This is a genomic window from Haloarcula salina, assembly GCF_049603855.1.
GTDB classification, from domain to species: domain Archaea; phylum Halobacteriota; class Halobacteria; order Halobacteriales; family Haloarculaceae; genus Haloarcula; species Haloarcula salina_A.
Genome location: NZ_CP187146.1, coordinates 232,018 through 248,041, shown reverse-complemented (window position 1 = coordinate 248,041; position 16,024 = coordinate 232,018). Strand labels below are relative to the sequence as shown.

Here is a 16,024-nt window from a genome sequence, read left to right as displayed (position 1 = left end):
GAAACCTCAAAGCGTCTGGTCGACGAGTTCGCTGACGATGCGGTCGCGGTCGAGGTGCGAGGAGACGATCTCCGCGGCGTCGCGCTCCCCGACGCCGCCGTACCAGACTCCGTCGGGGTAGACGGCGACCATCGGCCCCTCGCCGCAGCGGCCGAGACACGACGAACGCGTGATGCGGGCGTCGCACTGGTCGCTGTCGCGAGCGGCCTGGCGGAGGCGTTCGAGGACCGCGGGCGAGCCATCGCCCGCGCAGGTCTGGTTCGTGCAGACCGCGACGTGCTTTTCGGGGGCGTCGTGGACGTGGGGGTCGTCGGCCACGTCCTCGCGGTCGGCGTGTTCGGCCTGGTGGGTCAGCGCCCGGAGCATCGCGCGGGCACCGCCCTGGTCTTCCTCGTAGCCGTCGAGTTCGACCTTGTACTTGCAGGTGTCACAGGACATCTCGACGCTCCCCGTGCGCGCCTCCTGCCAGCGGTCGCCGAGCACGTCGAGCAGGCGCGGGTCGGTCCCCAGCGGCTCGCCGGGCGCGGCGTCGACGTACGGGTACTCCTCGTCGAACTCGCGCGCGCCGTCCTTGATGCGGCCGGTCAGCACGCCGTCGCCGAGCATGTAGGGCACGACGACGACGGCGTCGGGCCGCGCCTTCGCGAGGTCGTGCAGCGTCTCGGAGAGCCGCGGCTCGGTGACGCCGATGAACGACGCCTCGACCCGCGAGAAGTCGCGGCCCTCGTACAGCAGACGGGCGAGCTTGTGCACGTCGGCGTTGGCGTCCGGGTCGCTGGAACCGCGGGCACAGACCACGACGGCCACGTCGTCGCGCTCGCGGTCGACGCCCAGTTCGGCCTCCACGCTCGCCGCCCGGTCGTCGAGCAGGTCGAGGATCGCGGGGTGGACGCCGAGGTGCGCGCCGTTGTCGATGGTGAGATCGGGGTGGGCCTCGCGGGCCTGCGTGACCGCCAGCGGCACGTCGTTCTTGACGTGGCTCGCGGCGAACAGCGAGAGGTGGACGACCGTCACCTGCGAGACGGTCGCGGCCAGCCCTGCGATGGCCTCGTCGATGGCCGGCGCGGCCAGTTCGAGGAAGGCCGCGTCGACCGGAATCCCGAGCCGCCCTTCGAGGGCGGCGGCCAGCTCGCGGACCTGTTCGTTCGACTTCTCGCGCCGGGAGCCGTGGCCGACGAGCAGGACCGCCTCGTCGTCCAGCGCGTCGGCGGCGACGGTCGCTTCGCTCATCGGACTCGCTCGACGCTCTTTCGGAGCTTTCGCCGTCGGGTCGGCGCGAACAGCCCCGTCGCTTCGCTGCCCTCGTAGAGCCAGTCGCCCAGCGCCGGGGCCGCCTCGTCGGCCACCCCGAACCAGTAGCCCGAGGACGCCTCGGCGAGGTCGTCGGACGGCGCGTCGACCGGGCAGCGGTCGAGCAGCGTCTGTATCGTCCGGAGCAGGCGCTCGTCTTCGTGGACGAACGAGATGCCCACGGCCCCCGCGTCGGACTTGAAACAGACCGTGCCACAGCCCTCCAGCAGGCCCCGGAGGAGCTGGCGGTCGTAGTCGGCGAGGGCGTCGAAGCGGTAGCCGCCCGAATCGCCGTCGAAGGGCAGGCCCAGCGCCGCGCTGGCGCGGTCGGCCAGGCCGCCGATGACCTGGACGGTGAACTCCTCCTCGCGGCGGGTGATGGACGTGTCGTGAGCGTAGGCCCGCTCGACGATGCGGCGGTCGGCGCGCTCCGCGCCGGCGATAGACGCGAGGCGGCGGGCGGCCGTCTCGTCGGTCGTCCGCACGGTGACACAGCCGTCCTCGCACTCGCCGTCGGCGGCGACCCGGCCCCAGAAGTACGCCGTCTCCGGGTGGGCGGCGAGCATGTCCGACGGCGCACCGGTCTCGACGCTCATGGCTGGACCTCCTCGACCCGAATCGCGTCCAGCGGACAGGCCGCGGCGGCCTGTTCGGCGTCGTCCCGGCGGTCGTCGTCGAAGGTGGCCTCGATCGCCGTCTGGTCGTCCGTCTCGATAGCGGCTAATCCGTCGTTGTCCTCCACGAAGCGGTCGTCGCGGACGAGACAAGCGAACACGCCGTCGCAGGCCTCGCGGTCGATGGTGATGCGGTACATGGTCAGTAGTCGTACTTGGTCTCGTAGCCCCGCGGCGTCACCATCCGGTCGTCCCAGACGTAGGTGTCCTCGTTGCCAACGAGGAGGGTGGTGGTCATGTCCACGAGGTCCGTCTCGCCGAGTTCGGGCAGGTCCGCCAGTTCGACGATCTCGACCTGCTCGTCCTCGCGGCCGGCCGCGTGGACCACGCCGACCGGCGTCTCCGGGTCGCGGTGTTCCAGCAGAATTTCACAGCACTTCTCGTAGTTGTCCCGGCGCTTGCGGCTCCAGGGGTTGTAGATGGTGATGGTGAATCCCTCCTTGGCGGCGGCGTGAAGCCGTGACTCGATGGTCGGCATGTCGGTGAGGTGGTCCGACAGCGAGATGGAGACGGTGTCGTTGACCAGCGGTGCGCCCACGCGGGCCGCACAGGACTGGGCCGCAGGGACACCCGGGACCACGTCGAAGTCGAGCATCGTCGCCGTCGCGCCCTTCGATTCGATTATCTCCAGCGCGAGGCCCGCCAGCGCGTAGACGTTCGGGTCGCCGCTGCCGATGATGGCCACGTCGTTGCCGGCCAGCGCGCGGTCGATGGCCTCCTCCGTCCGCGAGACCTCGCCGCACATCGGCGTGTTGTAAATGTCGTCGGCCCCGTCAGTGATCTCCTCGGGCAACAGGTCGACGTAGGTCGTGTAGCCGACGATGTGCTCGGCGTCCAGCAACGCCGAGCGGGCGCGGGCGGTCATCCCCTCCGGCTGGCCGGGACCGAGACCGACCGCGATGAGCCGGCCCGGCTCGGCGTCGAAGTCGTCGACGGTCGCGCCGACCTCCTCCTCGTCCGATTCGCTGGACGAAGACGCGCCGCAGGAACTGCTGGTCGAAGACGACGAGGAAGATGCGGACGACGAGGCCCCACATTTCGAGGCCGTATCGTCGCCCGTGTCCGACGTCGTCTCCGTCGACGAACTCGCCGAACTCGCGCCGCATTTGGACGCGGGATCCGTCTCTGCGTCCGGTGCGCTCGCACTCTCCGAGGCGCTGCGCGCCTCGCTCGCCCCGCACTTCGATTCCGTCTCTGTACTCTCGTCGGTGGTGTTGTCAGTGCTCATGGTCAGAAATCGTCGACGTCACGCCCGCCGCGCGGGGTGACGAGGAACTCCTGGTAATCGTTGCGCCAGACGCGCGTCTCGTGGGTACCGACGACGATGGACGACCCCATGCCGCCGACCTCGTCGTCGTGGTCGGGCAGGTCACCGAGCGTCGTGATGGTCTCCGTCTCGTCGTCGAGGTTCCGGCCCGCCGTCCCGCGGCCGGCGTCGTTGACGATGGCGGCGGGCACGTCGTCGGCCCGCTCCTCGCGGAGGACGGCGACGGCCCGCTCGTAGTCGCGCCAGCAGTTGTAGAGGACGACGACGAACCCCGAGATGGCCGCGGCGCGCAGTTTCTCCTCGATTTCGTCCCAGCCGCGCCACTTGTCCGACAGCGAAATCGTACAGAAGTCGTTCGACAGCGGCGCGCCGAGGTTCGCCGCCCCGGACAGCGCCGCGGTCACGCCGGGGACGATTTCGATGGGTACGTCGTCAGCGTCGTCGGCGTCGGCCATCGTAAAGAGGAGATCGGACTTCCCGTAGACGTTCGGGTCGCCGCCGGAGACGTGGGCCACGTCCTCGCCGTCGCGCACCCGCGCGAACGCCTCGCGCGCGAGTTCGACCTGCTTGCCCATCGACGAGCGGATGAGGGTCTGCGTGTGACCGTCCGGCCGTTCGAGGACGGTCCCCTCCTCGTCGGCCACTTCGCTGTCGTCGGTGCGGCCCGACAGCGCGGCGGACTCGGGCGGGAGCGTCCCGTCCTTGCGCAGGAACTCCTGGTAGAGGTTCGAGGCGACGACGCAGTCGGCCGTCTGGATCACGTCTTTCGCCCGCTGGGTCATGTCGTGGGGGAGCCCCGGCCCGATGCCGACGACGTACAGCGTGCCGTAGTCGTCGGGCGTCGCGGTCGCCGGGGCGGACGCGGCCACGTCCTCGGTCCCGCTCATTTGCCGATCGCCACCGTCACGGCCTCGTCGTAGCGGGTCTTCTCGGCCAGCAGGTCGTGGTCGCGACCGGCGGCGATGGCCGACGCCTCGGCGATGCCTGGCCAGCCGATGAGTTCCTTCGAGCGCGAGGGGGTCGGCCCCTCGAAGCGCTCCAGCGTCTCCTTCTCGAAGGCGACCACGCCCAGTCCCCACTCGTCTGCGGCGGCGAGCATCCCCTCCTCGTCGGCCTTCCGCGTGCCGGTAGCGACGAACTCCACGTCGGAGCGGTCACGGCCGGCCGCGTCGAGGGCGCGCTCCCACGCGGTGTGGAACTGCTCGACGTCCGCGCCGGCGACGCTCCCGGTTCCGAGGACGACGCCGTCGTCGCTGTTGCGCTTGAGGACCGTCACGTCGTCGCCCACGAGGACCGCCTTCGGCCCGTCGAGGCGCTCGACGGGGCCGAGTTCGTCGTCCAGCACGGCGAGGTTGGTGGCGACCGTCGAGTCGCCGTTGACGACGTGGGCGTCCAGCGCCTTCGCCTGCTTCTCGACGCCCTGCTTGTCCGCGGCCTCGCTGGCGGTGGTCATCGCCGGGACCGCGCCCATCGACGCCAGGTCGTCGGCGACCTGGTTCGCGCCGTGGTGGCCGCCGGTGATGGGGATGGCCCACGTCAGTTCCTCGTCGACGACGCAGATGGCGGGGTCGTCCCACTTGTCGTCGAGCAGGTGGGCGGTCTTGCGCATCGCGATGCCGCTGGCCATCAGGCCGATAAAGCAGTCGTACTCGCCCCAGTGCTCGTCGAACACCGCGCCGTGGTATTCGAGGATGTCGATAGACTCGTAGCGGTCGCCGATGCCGTCGACGATGTCTTCGGCGGTGTCCAGCTTCCGCTCGAAGGCGACGATGGCGATGTCCTCGGCCACCTCGCCGTCCGAGTCGGGCGCTTTGCAACTGTTCGAACTCGAATCGCTGTCGCTGTCTGTGCTCATGGGTTCGCTCCGGCCAGCTGTCCGTCCGCGCGCGACTGCCGGCCGGTCAGCCGCGTGCCCCCAAGCCGCGATTCGACTCCCGACTGCTGTCGGCGCGCGCCGGCGCGCTCGGATGGCGCGCCGGAGCCGTGTGAGGGGCGAGCGACCGACGGCAGGCGGGAGCGAGTCGGCTGGGGAGGCGTGTGGTCGGCAGTGCGGTGCTGTTCGGGGTGGACTGAAAGGGGCCGGGCGCTGGCGGACGCACGACGACGCAAGCACGTGAGCGAGGCGAACGCGCGCAGCGAGGCGCGCGACGCCAGCGCCCGGGGGCTTTCTGGCGGTTCGCAGTCGCGTCCGAGCGGTCGACGACGCTTCCGGACCATCCTAGTCGTCGGCCTCCTGCGAACTGTCGCCCGAATCACGCCCCCGATTGGCCCAGTCGCCGTACAGATACGACCGCTCGTAGTCGCCGCCGCCGACGGCATCCCCGATAACGACCATCGCGGAGGCGCGGTACCCGGCATCCTCCAGTTTCTCGCCGATGGTCCCGATCGTGCCCTCGATGACGTCCTCGTCGGGCCAGGACGCGTGATAGACGGCCGCCACCGGGGTCTCGGGGTCGTGCCCATCAGCAAGGAGCCGGTCCATCGTCTCGCTGACGGCGTGGGTCCCCAGATAGATGCACGTCGTCACGTCGCCCATGCCGACGAACTCGGAGATGTGGTCCTCGTCTTCGTCCAGCGTCTTGCCCTGCGGGCGGGTGAAGGCGACGTGGTTGGCGACCTCGTTGAGGGTCAGTTGGGTCCGCATCGTCGCGCTGGCGGCGAACGCCGAGGTGACGCCGGGGACGATGTAGGTCGGGACGCCCTCGTGTTCCAGCGCGTCCATCTGCTCTAAGGCCGCGCCGTAGATGGCCGGGTCGCCGCTGTGGAGGCGGACCACGGTGTCGCCGGCCTCGTAGGCGTCGCGCATCAGCGGAATCAGCTCCTCCAAGTCCTTGCCGATGGACGACACCGTCTCGGCGTCGGCGCAGTACTCGTCCAGCAGTTCGCTGTTGACGAGCGACCCGGCGTGGACCACGAGGTCTGCGTCGGCGAGCAGGTCGCGGCCGGCGACGGTCAGCAGGCGGGGGTTGCCCGGTCCCGCGCCGACGAAGGGGATTCCCTCCTGTTCGTCGCCGGCGCTGTGCTCGTAGACGCGGGGGTCGCGGTCGCCGGCGACGGCGTCGATGGCGTCCTGCGGGTCCGTCTCACCGGTCTCGTCAGTCATGCTGCACCTCGTCGCCGCAGAGGGCGGCCTCGGAGCGCTCCAGTTTCGCGAGGTCGCCGCCGTCGGTGACGACGCCGCTCTCGTCGGCCGCTTCGAGGAAGGCGTCGGTCGCCTGCTCGACGCGGGCGTCGGGTCGCTCGGCGTAGGCCAGCGTGTAGTAGTCTCGCTCGTCGACCTCGCTCGGGTCCTCGGTGACGACCGTCTCGCCCTGCTCCATGAACAGGCGGCGGCCGTAGACCACGTCGTAGCCGGCCTCAACCAGGCCCTCGTGGGTGGCCGGCGCGTCGGTCACCTTGAACAGGACCATCCGGTCGGGGCCAGTCGGCGACGCGCCCCCGTCGGCCTCCCGCAGCGCGAGGCTGGAACCGGCCGTGATCTCGACACCCAGCGCCGTCGCGAACGCCGTCACCGCGCTGACGCCGGGGACGACTTCGAGGTCGACCGCGGGGTGAAACGCAGCGAGCGTCCGCCGGAGGTGGCCGAAGGTCGAGTAGACGTTCGGGTCCCCCAGCGTGACGAAGGCGGCATCGCCGTCGCGGGCGGCGGGGGCGATCTCCGCGGCGGCCTCCTTCCACGCCGTCCGCAGTTTCTCCTCGTCGCGCGTCATCGGGAAGTCGAGGTCGCCGATTCGCGATTCCGGGACGTGCTCGGTCGCGACGGAGCGCGAGAGCCGGCCTGGCGAGTACACCACGTCGGCGGACTCCAGCGCGCGCTTGCCCCGGACCGTCACGAGGTCCGGCTGGCCGGGACCGAGGCCGACGCCGTAGAGCGTCATCGCTCGCCTCCGTCGGCCGACTCGCGGCCGCTCGTACCGGCAGCGCCGTCTGCGTCGATCCGCCCGCCACAGCCGTCGGCGGCCACGTCCGCGCTGGCGCTGCCGACGAGCATGTACACCGGATTCTCGGAGTCGAAGCTCGTCGCGCCGGCGAGTTCGTAGCCGTGGCTCACCTGGAACTGGACGACCTCATCCAAGATGTCGCGCTCGCGGAAGGCCTCGGTCGCCGCGCCGGCGACCTCCAGGCGCGAGACGTTCATGACGATGCGGTCGACGCCGGTCTCGACGGCGTGGTCGAGGACCGCCTCGTAGTTGCGCGACCCGCCGAGAAAGAGCGCGTCGGCGTCGTCCGGCAGGCCCTCGGGGGCCTCGGCCGCGCGCAGTTCGACGGCGGCGCTGGTGTCGTTCGCCGCGAGGTTCTCGCGGGTCACGTCGAGTCGACCGGCTTTCCGTTCGAGCGCAGTGACCCGCCCGGCCCGGCGCGCCGCCTCGATGGTGACGGCCCCGGTACAGGAGCCGACCTCGACGAAGTGGTCGGACTCGCTGAGGGCGAGTTTGCTTGCGAGGACGGCCCGGACCTCCGGCTTGGTCGGGCCGGCCTTCGCGTCGTGTGGGAGCGAGACGCGTGACATCACGCTATACAACTGCGGTAGCGCGTAAAACAATTTTGGTTGTATTAATCAAAGTGGATATTGTGTCCGGGCGCACACAGAACAAGTACTGTTGCATTCTGTCCCAGACGCTCGACCGTCTGACCGGGCCTGAAGCGACGGAACTGGCGTCCCGGCGGGAGTGGCGGAACTAACAGCGAAACGGGAGCGAGAGAAGCGGCGTTCACGCCGCGGAAATCGACCTCAGAAATCGGGGCCGGGTGCGGGGACGCCGCCGTCGTCGTCCGTGCCGTCGAGGTCGAACTCCTCGCGCAGTTCCCGGATCCGGTCGCGGATGTCCGCGGCCAGTTCGAACTCCAGGTTGTCCGCGGCCTCGTGCATCCGCGCCTCCAGCTGTTCGACCTGCCGGGCCGCCTCGTCGGCGTCGCCGGGTCCCTCACCCGTGACGCCGCCGGTGTCGGTCTTGCTCCCGGGGAGGTTCGTCTCACCGACTTCCTTCTCGATGGTCGTCGGCTCGTAGCCGTGCTCCTCGTTGTACTGCTGCTGGATGCGGCGGCGGCGCTGGGTCTCCTCGATGGCCGACTGCATGGCGTCGCTGCGGTCGTCGGCGTACAGCACCACCTCGCCGTTGACGTTTCTGGCCGCCCGCCCCATCGTCTGGACGAGCGTGGTCTCAGAGCGCAGGAACCCCTCCTGGTCGGCGTCGAGGATGGCGACAAGCGAGACCTCGGGGATGTCCAGTCCCTCCCGCAGGAGGTTGATGCCGACCAGCACGTCGATCTCGCCCAGGCGGAGCGAGCGGATGAGTTCGTGGCGCTCCAGCGTGTCGGTCTCGTCGTGCATGTAGGCCACGTCCACGCCGGCCTCCTCCAGGTACTCCGTGAGGTCCTCGGCCATCCGCTTGGTCAGCGTCGTGACGAGCACGCGCTCGTCGCGCCCGACGCGGTCGTCGATGCGGTCCAGCAGGTCCTCGACCTGTCCCGTCGCCGAGGCCACCTCGACCGCGGGGTCGACGAGGTGTGTCGGGCGAACGATCTGCTCGACCACCTGCTCGCTGTGCTCGCGCTCGTAGTCGGCGGGCGTCGCGGAGACGTACAGCGTCCGATCGGTCTTCTCCTCGAACTCCTCGAAGGTCAGCGGCCGATTGTCGAAGGCCGTCGGCAGGCGAAAACCGTTCTCGACGAGGCTCTCCTTGCGGCTCTTGTCGCCCTGGAACTGCCCGCGGATCTGCGGGAGCGTCTGGTGGGACTCGTCGACGACGGTGAGGAAGTCCTCCGGGAAGTAATCGAGCAGGGTGTAGGGCGCGTCGCCCGTCTCGCGGTCCGAGAGGTGGACCGAGTAGTTCTCGATCCCCGAGCAGTAGCCCGTCTCCTGCATCATCTCGATGTCGAAGGTGGTCCGCTCCTCGATGCGCTGGGCCGCGACGTGGTTGCCCTGGCGCTCGAAGTAGCGGATGCGCTGGTCCAGTAGCTCCTCGATCTCGTCGATGGCGCGCTGGAGGCGCTCCTCGGGGATGGAGTAGTGCTCCGCCGGGTGAATCAGCGCCGCCGGCTCCTCGCTCTTGACCTCGCCCTCCAGCGGATCGACCTTCAGCATCCGGTCGATCTCGTCGCCCCAGAACTCCACGCGGATGGCGTAACGGCCGTACATCGGGTAGATTTCGAGCGTGTCCCCGCGCACGCGGAAGGTCCCCTGCGTGAAGTCCACGTCGTTGCGCTCGTAGTTCAGATCGACCAGCCGTTTGAGCACCTCGTCGCGGTCGATCTGCTGGCCGACCTCGAGTGAGAGAGACATGTCGACGTAGTTGCGCGGGTCACCGAGGCCGTAGATGGCAGACACGGAGGCGACGACGATCACGTCGTCGCGGGTGAGCAGCGAGCGCGTCGCCGAGTGACGCAGGCGGTCGATCTCGTCGTTGATCGAAGCGTCCTTGTCGATGAACGTGTCCGTCTGCTCGACGTAGGCCTCGGGCTGGTAGTAGTCGTAGTAGGAGACGAAGTACTCGACGGCGTTGTCCGGGAACAGATTGCGGAACTCCTCGTACAGTTGGGCCGCGAGCGTCTTGTTGTGGGCGATGACCAGCGTTGGCTTCTGGATCTCTTCGACCACCCACGAGACGGTGTTGGTCTTCCCGGAGCCGGTCACGCCGAGCAGGGTCTGTCGGTCCATGCCCTGCCGGAACCCCTCGGCCAATTGCTCGATGGCCTCGGGCTGGTCGCCGGCCGGCTCGAACGGGGCGTCGACGCGGAACTCGCGCTCGGCGTCGGGACGGTCGATGGAGAGGGGGCCACCGGAGTCGCTCATTACCGACTCCTAGGGCCGAACGGACTTGAGCCGCGTGGTTCGGCCGACTGTCCCCCGTGAGCGGATGGCTCCGATCTCAGCAGACCGGTTTCGGGTTCACGCCGAGGTCTTCGAGCGTCTCAACGTACTCGTCGTAGGCGGCCTGAATCGCGTCGACAGCGGCCCCCTCCGCGGCGTCCCAGTCGTCCTCGCTGTCACAGACGGTATCGAGCAGGTCGGCTGCGTCCTCGCGCAGTTCCTCCACGTCGCCGCCGGCGCTCCGGAACGTGCTCGCGGTCTGTGGGTCGGCCTGCCCGGTGAAGAAGCCGGTCGCCTGCTCTTTGACCTTCTTGTCGACCAGCGTCCAGCCGACGAAGCCGCCCAGTCGCTCGACCGTCTCGTCGAGGTCGTCGAGCACGGCGTGCATCGCCGGCGTTCGATCGGTCGCCTCGGCGTCGATTCCCTCGCGGCGCTCGGCCGCCCCGGCCGCGGCGTCGGCGAACAGCCCTGCCGCGCTCTCGTCGGCGTCGTCGCTCCAGGCGTCGAACGTCTCCTGTGCGGCTGCCTCGCGGGCGGCGACGGCTCCGAGCACCGCGTCGGCATCCATCTCGCCGCGGGTGTCGGCGTACAGCGTCTTCGAAGAACCCAGTCGCGAGAGCTCCGTCTGCTGGTCGTCTCGGACGGCGTCGATGATGTCGGCTGCGGTGGTCATGGCCGACTCTGGGACCGGCGCGGGCTTGTAACCATCGAACCCGTCGCTGGCGAATCACGACGGCTGAGGGGAGTAAGCCCCCTTCTGTTCGGGCCGGCATTCGGCTCAGCGGCCGCGTCCAGCGCTTGCGCGCGGCGTCGGACTACCTGTCGACGCGGCCTTGCACCGGTGAGGTTTCGCCGTTCCATCGGTCCGTCGCCGGGTACGTGGAGCACAACTGTGGTCCACGATACGTCGTGGGGCGTCGAAGACGGCCCACGTCGACCGCGGGTCGAGTCACGACCCGCGAGTTCCCTCGGTGGGTTAGCTCTCCCTCGCTTCGGCCGAAACCTCGCTCGGGATTCGCGCACCTCATCGGTCCGGCGACGACGTGTCGTTTCTGTTCCAGAGCCGACGGTCTCCCGCCCCGGACTTGCGCCCGGTCACCCGTCCGACGGGTGGGGGGACTTTCCTCATGCCTCGCGGCACGGGAGCCGGCCTCCCTCTGCCGATCCGACGTACGCGATTGCCGCCGATAAGGCTTACCACCCACCTTTTTCGTCGTCGGGTTTACTCGGCCGCCGGCGGCGGCCTGCGGGAACCCTCCTCGAAAAACGTGGGCGAAAAACGCCGAGCGCGGCGTCGCCGCGCTCGGGGAAACCGCGCCGTCGGCGCGGTATGCGCTCGTTTCGGGCCTGCCCTTCCCCGGCGCCAGCGACGAGCCGCTGGCGCGGCCAGATGGTCGTGAGGGTCCGTCACTCCGGGGACAGTTCGACCGTGATGGCGTCGACGTAGTGGGTCGCGTCGCCCTCCCAGATGACGCTCGTGCCGACGGCGAGGTACAGCGTGTCCGTCGAGAGGGCGGGCGTGGTCCACTCGAACTGGTAGGCCCGCCAGCCGTCGGCGAGCCACAGCGGCTCGCGGAGGCCGCCGTAGGGCGTCTGCCCGAGCGCGGTCGTGTTGACGCCCGGGTTCGGGAAGTCCGCCTCGGCCTGTGGCGGTTCGGGACCGAGGCGGACCACGGCGTCCCGGAGGGTGTTGAACGACTCCGACTCGCTCCAGAACTCGACGGTCACCGTCGCCGTGTAGCGCCCGGGGTCGACCGAGATCGGTCGGACCGCCCAGCAGGTGCCGTCGTCGTAGTCGCCCTCGTTGAAGATGCTGAGGCTGTGTTCGCCGTCGTGGGCCTGCTCCGTGGACACCTCGATGCGCCACTCGAAGTCGGGCAGGTCCACCTCCGGCCCGATGGCGGCGTCGCGGCCCCACTCGCCGAGACCGTCTTCGAACCCTTCCTCGAAGGTTGGGCCGTCAGCGGTCCCGAGACAGCCGGTCACGCCCGATGTGGCGGCGACCGCGCCGGCGCGCAGCAGGTCACGTCGGTGCATACACACCCGTCTGACCGCTGACACCCTAAAACGTCCGGCGGCGACCGGGCTGGACGGTCCGCGGTTGTTTGAGCGTCCACAAGACGTTTTATGCGGGACGCAACACAGCCACTATGGATTGGTCCCGCAGACGCCTCCTCACGGCCGCCGCGACCGGACTGGGAGCGGTTGCCGGCTGCAACGCGACCGACGACCCGCCACCGTCACCGGGGCTCGACCGCCGCCCCGTCGACGACTACGAGGTCGAACGGGTCAGAAACACCGACGCCGTCCCGCTGTTCACCCACGGATCGTTCCCCACGAGAACGAGCGGTAGCGACAGCTCGGGCCGACCGCCCGGAAGCTACGACCACGCGTACGTGTTCTCGGAGGCCTCGCTGGACGAACTCACTTTCGCGGAGGTTCCCGAGGCCCAGCGACTCCGGTCGTTCGCCGTCGACACCAACTTCGAGACCGGATCGGTGTACCTCTTTACCACGCCGGTGGGCGCGTGCTACGAGATACGGATCGAGAAGATAACGCTCGACTCGGAGGACGACCCGCACGGCGACTTCTGTCAGGCGTTCCGGCCGGCTGACGTGACCTGCGACGTCGACGAGTACGACACCGTCGGCTACGCGATTCGCCTCCCGGTGGCCCGCGAGCAGACGAGCGGCCACGGCGGCGGGATGTCGAGTTCCTGTCGACGGGGCCCGTCACCGGTCGCCTTCGACGCCGAACTGACACCCCACGGGAGTGAGGGGGAATGAGAGAGACGACACGCCGCGGCCTGCTGGCCGCCTGCGGCGCGGGGCTGGCCGGCCTGGCCGGCTGTGCGGGACTGTCACCGTTCGACGACCGCGAGGAGCGCGTCGACACCGGACGACTGGACGGCGACCTCGCGACGGTCGCGCTGCCGGCGTCGCCGTACCCGATTTCCGTCCCGGCCTCGCTCGGAGAGCGACACCGCGAGCGGGCCCGCGAACTGCTCGACGGCGTGCCCGACTCGCCGTCGATACCCAACGCCGCCGTGGCGCGGAAGATTCTCGAAGAGCGCGACCAGGCCGCGGACTCGCTCGAGACGCACGGCGAAGCGCGCGAGTCGTGGCCGCTCGATCGACTCGACGGCCACCGGTACGACCGGAGCGAGGCCGCGAGTATACGGTCGGCCTACCGCGCCGCTACGGGCGAGGACGACGGCGAGCGACTCAACGACTACCGGCGAACGGTCGCCGCGACCCGCGCGGCCTTCGCCGGTGATCTGGCGTACCGTGCGAGCGGCCCGGTGACGGCGGTGCTGGCCCACGAACCGCTGGAGGGACTGCTCGCCGAGTGCCGCGAGGAACTCCAGCCGACGCCGCCGTACCCCGACGACCCGCGAGCCGAGCCCTTTCGGGCAGGCGACGCCGTCGGGACCGTCGAGCGGAGCGCGGCGGCGCTCGGCGACGCGCGGCGGCTCCACGACCGCTACCTGCGAGAGGCGTCCGACCCCACGCCCCAGTGGGACCGGATCGCGACCGCCGCCGAGTCCCTGGAGCGAGCGCTCCGATTCTCGCAGGACCGCGTCGAGGGGTACCGAGAACCCGATTCGGACGTGTTCGAAGGGGACCTCGAGGGAACGACGGCCCGGCGACTGTACGCTGACGCGGCCCGCGACCTCCGCATCCGAACCGAGGAGACGGAGGCGGCGGTCGACGACGCGGACTTCGCGACCGCCGTCCTCGACGCCGGTCGGGGACTCGTCGCGCTGGAGGTCCTGACGGCGGTCGTCACGGGCATCCGCGAAGGCGGGTACCAGGGCGACCCGACGGCGGCGACCGTCCGGGCAGGCGCGGAAGCGTCCGCCGCGGCCATCGAGTCGGCCCTCGACACCGAGCCACGAGGCCTCGCGGTCCGGCTCTGCGAGCCGGCGCTGTTCACGCACCGCTACGCGGTTCGGAGCGTCTCGCGATACGAGCCCCGCGCCGACGACCTGCTCGCGGAGTTCCGACGGGCGGAGCTGTTCGCCAGCACCGTCCCCGAGGCGACGACGTTCGTCGTCGAGCGACTGCGGGACGAGGCGACGTAGCGAGGTGGCGACGCGACTCGGCGAAGTGAGTGAAAATCGGAAAAGACGGCGGTCGTGGCGTTAGTCGTCGGACGGGAGCGGCTCGCCGGAGCCGTCGGTCGGCGCGGGCGAGGCCTGCATGTCGTCGTCCTCAGCGTAGGGGTACCACGTCATCTTCGTGTTGTGCATGTACGGGTCGTGGTAGTCGGTCTCCTCGGGTTCGACCATCTCGGCGAGGGTCTCCTCGTCGCGGTCCTCGACGAAGTCGCGGAACGTCTCGCCGTCCTCACGAGCCTCCTCGAAGTTGTTCACGAGGTTCTTGATCGCGCCGGGCACCTCGTCGGCGGGGACGCGCATCTCCACCCAGTCGGCGAAGCGCGGGTCGTCGCCGAGGCCGCCGCCGAGGCCGATGTCGAGCGCCTCGACCGGCTCGCCGTCCTTGCGCGTCTTCATGCCGCGCAGGGACACGTCGGCGATCTGGGGCTGGGCGCAGGAGGCCGTACAGCCCGAGAGGTGGATGTGGAACTCGTCGTGGTCCGCGGGCAGTTCGACGTTGTCCTTGAGCCAGCGAGCGTAGCGGACCTGCCGGTTCTTCGTCTCCACGATGGACAGCGAACAGAACTCCGTGCCGGTACAGGCGATGGAGCCGCGCATGAACGGCGACGGGTCCGGGGAGTAGTCCTCGAGCAGCGGCTCGTCGAGCAGGTCGTCGAGGTTCTCCTCGGGCACGTCCGTGACGATGATGTTCTGGCGCTGGGTCAGGCGGACCTCACCGGAGCCGTACTCGTCGGCGAGTTCGGCGAGTTCGAGCGTGTCGTCCGCACCCATCCGGCCGACCAGGACGTTCAGGCCGACGTAGTAGTTGCCGTCGTTCTGCTCGTGGACGCCGACGTGGTCGTTGTGGCCGTCCTGCGAGCCGGTGTTGTAGCTGTACTGGTCGCGCATGTCCTCGCCGGCGGTCGGGAGTTCGAAGTCGACGTACTCCTCCTGCAGGACCGAGCGCATCTTCTCCGGGCCCCACTCGTCCATGAGGAACTTGATGCGGGCGTTGAAACGGTCCTCGCGGTCGCCGTGGTCACGGAAGAGCGCTGACATGCCGTGGGCCACGTCTGCGGCCTGCTCCGGCGGGACCCACACGTCGAGTTCGCGAGCGAGACGCGGTTCCTTGCGGGAGAGGCCGCCGCCGATACGGACGTTGAAGCCGAGTTCGCCGTCCTTCTCGGCGGGCTCGAAGGCGAGGTCGTTGATGTCGCCCTGGCCGCAGCCCTCGTCGCAGCCGGCGATGGCGACCTTCCACTTGCGCGGGAGGTTCGAGTAGTCGTCGTTGCCCTTGAACGTCTCGTGGAGGTCCTTCGCGACGGGCCAGGCGTCGACGTGCTCGTGCTTGTCCTTGCCGGCGACCGGGCAGCCGACGATGTTCCGCCAGGAGTCACCGCAGGCCTGCTGGGTGCCGAGACCGACGGATTCCAGCTTCTCGAAGATCTCCGGGATGTCCTCCAGCTTGATCCAGTGGAGCTGGATGGACTGGCGGGTCGTCCAGTCGCAGTAGGCGTCGCCGAACTCGGGGTTGTCGGCGGGACCGGTCGCGTACTCCTTGGCCACTTCGCCGATGACCTCCAGTTGTCCCGGCTCGATGACGCCGTTCGGTGTCCCGATCCGCATCATGAAGTACGACTCCTGACCGGAGCGCTGGTGGTACAGCCCCCACCACTTGAAGCGCTCGAACCACGCGTCGTGCTCGTCCTCGGGGATGGCGTCCCATCCCTCCTCCGCGAACTCCATCAAGTGCTCTCGGATCTCGTTTCCGTACACCTCGTCCTTCCATTTCTCTACTTTCGTGGGCATAGCTAATTCTACACGGTTACTAGCCACCCACACATATACACCACGCCTTGCCGTCAACCGTCTCCCCCACTCCC

At 69.4% G+C, this 16,024-nt stretch carries 15 protein-coding genes and 1 other RNA gene; 2 read left to right on the top strand and 14 right to left on the bottom strand.

All coding sequences use genetic code 11. The features are described 5' to 3' along the window. Nucleotides 1-6 precede the first annotated feature (6 nt). The 13 genes from ACOZ4I_RS01295 to ACOZ4I_RS01235 form a co-directional block, all read right to left on the bottom strand. Entirely contained in the window at nt 7-1,230 is a 1,224-nt protein-coding gene (locus ACOZ4I_RS01295) for a CbiX/SirB N-terminal domain-containing protein (protein WP_424002241.1), read from the bottom strand. Beyond that, nucleotides 1,227-1,886 (bottom strand): cobalamin biosynthesis protein, encoded by a 660-nt coding sequence (locus ACOZ4I_RS01290; protein ID WP_424002239.1) that lies wholly within the window; start codon nt 1,884-1,886, stop codon nt 1,227-1,229. The genes ACOZ4I_RS01295 and ACOZ4I_RS01290 overlap by 4 nt, the downstream gene beginning before the upstream one ends. After that, nucleotides 1,883-2,104 (bottom strand): ferredoxin, encoded by a 222-nt coding sequence (locus tag ACOZ4I_RS01285; RefSeq protein ID WP_424002237.1) that lies wholly within the window; start codon nt 2,102-2,104, stop codon nt 1,883-1,885. Before ACOZ4I_RS01285 ends, ACOZ4I_RS01290 begins: the two co-directional genes overlap by 4 nt. A 2-nt stretch (nt 2,105-2,106) precedes the next feature. Next, nucleotides 2,107-3,192: a precorrin-3B C(17)-methyltransferase gene (gene cobJ / locus ACOZ4I_RS01280; RefSeq protein ID WP_424002235.1), complete on the bottom strand. Its 1,086-nt coding sequence runs from the start codon at nt 3,190-3,192 to the stop codon at nt 2,107-2,109. A gap of 2 nt (nt 3,193-3,194) precedes the next feature. Beyond that, nucleotides 3,195-4,118 carry a precorrin-3B C(17)-methyltransferase gene (locus ACOZ4I_RS01275; RefSeq protein ID WP_424002233.1) on the bottom strand — a complete coding sequence of 308 codons (924 nt, stop codon included), beginning with the start codon at nt 4,116-4,118 and terminating at the stop codon, nt 3,195-3,197. After that, nucleotides 4,115-5,086 carry a cobalt-precorrin 5A hydrolase gene (gene cbiG / locus ACOZ4I_RS01270; RefSeq protein WP_424002231.1) on the bottom strand — a complete coding sequence of 324 codons (972 nt, stop codon included), beginning with the start codon at nt 5,084-5,086 and terminating at the stop codon, nt 4,115-4,117. The genes ACOZ4I_RS01275 and cbiG overlap by 4 nt, the downstream gene beginning before the upstream one ends. 363 nt (nt 5,087-5,449) lie before the next feature. Then, nucleotides 5,450-6,334: a cobalt-precorrin-4/precorrin-4 C(11)-methyltransferase gene (locus tag ACOZ4I_RS01265; protein WP_424002230.1), complete on the bottom strand. Its 885-nt coding sequence runs from the start codon at nt 6,332-6,334 to the stop codon at nt 5,450-5,452. Further along, entirely contained in the window at nt 6,327-7,109 is a 783-nt protein-coding gene (locus ACOZ4I_RS01260; protein WP_424002228.1) for a cobalt-factor II C(20)-methyltransferase, read from the bottom strand. The genes ACOZ4I_RS01265 and ACOZ4I_RS01260 overlap by 8 nt, the downstream gene beginning before the upstream one ends. Then, nucleotides 7,106-7,741, bottom strand: a complete 636-nt coding sequence (gene cbiT, locus ACOZ4I_RS01255; RefSeq protein ID WP_424002226.1) for a precorrin-6Y C5,15-methyltransferase (decarboxylating) subunit CbiT — start codon at nt 7,739-7,741, stop codon at nt 7,106-7,108. Before cbiT ends, ACOZ4I_RS01260 begins: the two co-directional genes overlap by 4 nt. Before the next feature lie 222 nt (nt 7,742-7,963). Further along, complete coding sequence (uvrB, locus tag ACOZ4I_RS01250; RefSeq protein ID WP_424002224.1) at nt 7,964-10,024, bottom strand: excinuclease ABC subunit UvrB; 2,061 nt, start codon at nt 10,022-10,024, stop codon at nt 7,964-7,966. Between the two features lie 76 nt (nt 10,025-10,100). After that, a complete protein-coding gene (locus tag ACOZ4I_RS01245; RefSeq protein WP_424002222.1) occupies nt 10,101-10,715 on the bottom strand; it encodes a rubrerythrin family protein in 615 nt (204 codons plus the stop codon). Nucleotides 10,716-10,776: 61 nt separating this feature from the next. Then, nucleotides 10,777-11,204, bottom strand: an RNA gene (gene rnpB / locus ACOZ4I_RS01240) — RNase P RNA component. Nucleotides 11,205-11,449: 245 nt separating this feature from the next. Further along, on the bottom strand, nt 11,450-12,079 hold the full coding sequence (locus tag ACOZ4I_RS01235; protein WP_424002220.1) for a hypothetical protein: 630 nt from the start codon (nt 12,077-12,079) through the stop codon (nt 11,450-11,452). A 113-nt stretch (nt 12,080-12,192) separates the two neighbouring features. Here ACOZ4I_RS01235 and ACOZ4I_RS01230 point away from each other — a divergent pair, with 113 nt between their 5' ends. After that, entirely contained in the window at nt 12,193-12,828 is a 636-nt protein-coding gene (locus ACOZ4I_RS01230) for a hypothetical protein (protein WP_424002218.1), read from the top strand. Next, the gene (locus ACOZ4I_RS01225; protein WP_424002216.1) at nt 12,825-14,126 is read left to right on the top strand and encodes a hypothetical protein; all 1,302 of its coding nucleotides are present in this window, start codon (nt 12,825-12,827) and stop codon (nt 14,124-14,126) included. The genes ACOZ4I_RS01230 and ACOZ4I_RS01225 overlap by 4 nt, the downstream gene beginning before the upstream one ends. Nucleotides 14,127-14,186: 60 nt before the next feature. On the opposite strand, the gene ACOZ4I_RS01220 is transcribed toward ACOZ4I_RS01225, so the two are convergent. Continuing rightward, the gene (locus ACOZ4I_RS01220; RefSeq protein ID WP_424002214.1) at nt 14,187-15,950 is read right to left on the bottom strand and encodes a nitrite/sulfite reductase; all 1,764 of its coding nucleotides are present in this window, start codon (nt 15,948-15,950) and stop codon (nt 14,187-14,189) included. Nucleotides 15,951-16,024: the final 74 nt, after the last annotated feature.

Bases quoted from the DNA above. Each gene is read 5' to 3' on its own strand.
- ACOZ4I_RS01295 (WP_424002241.1), bottom strand. From the start codon at position 1,230: ATGAGCGAAGCGACCGTCGCCGCCGACGCGCTGGACGACGAGGCGGTC.
- ACOZ4I_RS01290 (WP_424002239.1), bottom strand. From the start codon at position 1,886: ATGAGCGTCGAGACCGGTGCGCCGTCGGACATGCTCGCCGCCCACCCG.
- ACOZ4I_RS01285 (WP_424002237.1), bottom strand. From the start codon at position 2,104: ATGTACCGCATCACCATCGACCGCGAGGCCTGCGACGGCGTGTTCGCT.
- cobJ (WP_424002235.1), bottom strand. From the start codon at position 3,192: ATGAGCACTGACAACACCACCGACGAGAGTACAGAGACGGAATCGAAG.
- ACOZ4I_RS01275 (WP_424002233.1), bottom strand. From the start codon at position 4,118: ATGAGCGGGACCGAGGACGTGGCCGCGTCCGCCCCGGCGACCGCGACG.
- cbiG (WP_424002231.1), bottom strand. From the start codon at position 5,086: ATGAGCACAGACAGCGACAGCGATTCGAGTTCGAACAGTTGCAAAGCG.
- ACOZ4I_RS01265 (WP_424002230.1), bottom strand. From the start codon at position 6,334: ATGACTGACGAGACCGGTGAGACGGACCCGCAGGACGCCATCGACGCC.
- ACOZ4I_RS01260 (WP_424002228.1), bottom strand. From the start codon at position 7,109: ATGACGCTCTACGGCGTCGGCCTCGGTCCCGGCCAGCCGGACCTCGTG.
- cbiT (WP_424002226.1), bottom strand. From the start codon at position 7,741: ATGTCACGCGTCTCGCTCCCACACGACGCGAAGGCCGGCCCGACCAAG.
- uvrB (WP_424002224.1), bottom strand. From the start codon at position 10,024: ATGAGCGACTCCGGTGGCCCCCTCTCCATCGACCGTCCCGACGCCGAG.
- ACOZ4I_RS01245 (WP_424002222.1), bottom strand. From the start codon at position 10,715: ATGACCACCGCAGCCGACATCATCGACGCCGTCCGAGACGACCAGCAG.
- ACOZ4I_RS01235 (WP_424002220.1), bottom strand. From the start codon at position 12,079: ATGCACCGACGTGACCTGCTGCGCGCCGGCGCGGTCGCCGCCACATCG.
- ACOZ4I_RS01230 (WP_424002218.1), top strand. From the start codon at position 12,193: ATGGATTGGTCCCGCAGACGCCTCCTCACGGCCGCCGCGACCGGACTG.
- ACOZ4I_RS01225 (WP_424002216.1), top strand. From the start codon at position 12,825: ATGAGAGAGACGACACGCCGCGGCCTGCTGGCCGCCTGCGGCGCGGGG.
- ACOZ4I_RS01220 (WP_424002214.1), bottom strand. From the start codon at position 15,950: ATGCCCACGAAAGTAGAGAAATGGAAGGACGAGGTGTACGGAAACGAG.